The 1431-nt window shown below is 64.5% G+C and carries 1 protein-coding gene; it reads left to right on the top strand.

The annotated features are described in order from the left end of the window. Window positions 1-131: 131 nt before the first annotated feature. Complete coding sequence (locus G6039_RS30105) at window positions 132-1376, top strand: IS256 family transposase (protein ID WP_037200735.1); 1245 nt, start codon at window positions 132-134, stop codon at window positions 1374-1376. Window positions 1377-1431: the final 55 nt, after the last annotated feature.

Here is a 1431-nt window from a genome sequence, read left to right on the forward strand (position 1 = left end):
GGTTGCGTCCATCAGGATGGTGTACGAGCCGGATCGGATCCCGATGACCGGCGTGTCGTAACCGAACGAAAGACGGTCACCGCGTGATTCTTCGAGAGAGCTACCAACTCGACTCGACGAAAGAGCACGCGATGACCACTGCCCACGATATCGACCTGCGCCGGCTTGTCGAAGACCGACTCACCGACGCCAGCCCCGACCTGCTGCGTGAGCTGCTGACGATGTTCATCCACGCCCTGATGGGCGCCGAGGCTGACGCTCTGTGCGGTGCCGGCTACGGCCAACGCTCCGACGAGCGCACCAACTCCCGCAACGGCTACCGGCACCGCGACTTCGATACCCGCGTCGGCACCCTCGACGTGGCCATCCCCAAGCTGCGGCAAGGGTCCTATTTTCCGGACTGGCTGCTCGAGCGGCGCAAGCGGGCCGAACGTGCCCTGACCTCGGTTGTTGCGACCTGCTACCTGCTCGGGGTCTCCACGCGACGGATGGAGAAACTCGTCGATACCTTGGGGATCACTTCGCTGTCGAAGTCTCAGGTCAGCGTGATGGCGAAAGACCTCGACACCCAGGTCGAGGCCTTCCGGAACCGCCCCCTCGATGCCGGTCCATACACGTTCGTCGCCGCCGACGCCCTGGTGCTCAAGGTCCGCGAGAACGGACGGGTGGTGAACGTGCACGCCCTGGTCGCGGTTGGGGTCAATGCCGACGGTTACCGCGAGATCCTGGGGCTGGACGTCACCTCCGCCGAGGACGGCGCGGGTTGGCTGACCTTCTTCCGCGGGTTGGTGGCCCGCGGCCTGTCCGGGGTGAGGCTGGTGACCTCCGATGCCCACGCCGGCCTCGTGGCGGCGATCGGCGCGACCCTGCCCGGCGCCTCCTGGCAGAGGTGCCGCACCCACTACGCGACGAACCTCATGGCCGTCACGCCGAAGTCGTCGTGGCCCTGGGTGAAGACGCTGCTGCACTCGGTCTACGACCAGCCTGACACGGATTCCGTTCATGCCCAATATGATCGGATCATCGATGCACTGTCCGAGAAGCTGCCGAAGGTGGCCGATCACCTCGATGCTGCGCGTTCGGATCTGTTGGCGTTCACGGCTTTTCCCAAGCAGATCTGGAAACAGATCTGGAGCAACAATCCGCAGGAGCGCCTCAATAAAGAAATCCGCAGGAGAACCGATGTGGTCGGGATCTTTCCTGATCGTACTGCCTTGATCCGTCTTGTCGGTGCGGTGTTGGCAGAACAGCACGACGAGTGGATCGAAGGGCGCCGCTACCTCGGACTGGACGTGCTGGCCCGCTCCCGCACCGACAAGCCCGCCGACAGTGTCGCCGAGGAGACCGGGGAGGTGACACCGGCCTTGACTGCCTGACCCACTCCCGAGGAATCACGCGACGACGTCGTACACCACCTCCAGGGACTTGACC

Source organism: Rhodococcus aetherivorans, assembly GCF_011058165.1.
GTDB lineage: Bacteria > Actinomycetota > Actinomycetes > Mycobacteriales > Mycobacteriaceae > Rhodococcus > Rhodococcus aetherivorans.

Coding starts and splice junctions, on each gene's coding strand:
- G6039_RS30105 (WP_037200735.1), top strand. CDS start 132: ATGACCACTGCCCACGATATCGACCTGCGCCGGCTTGTCGAAGACCGA.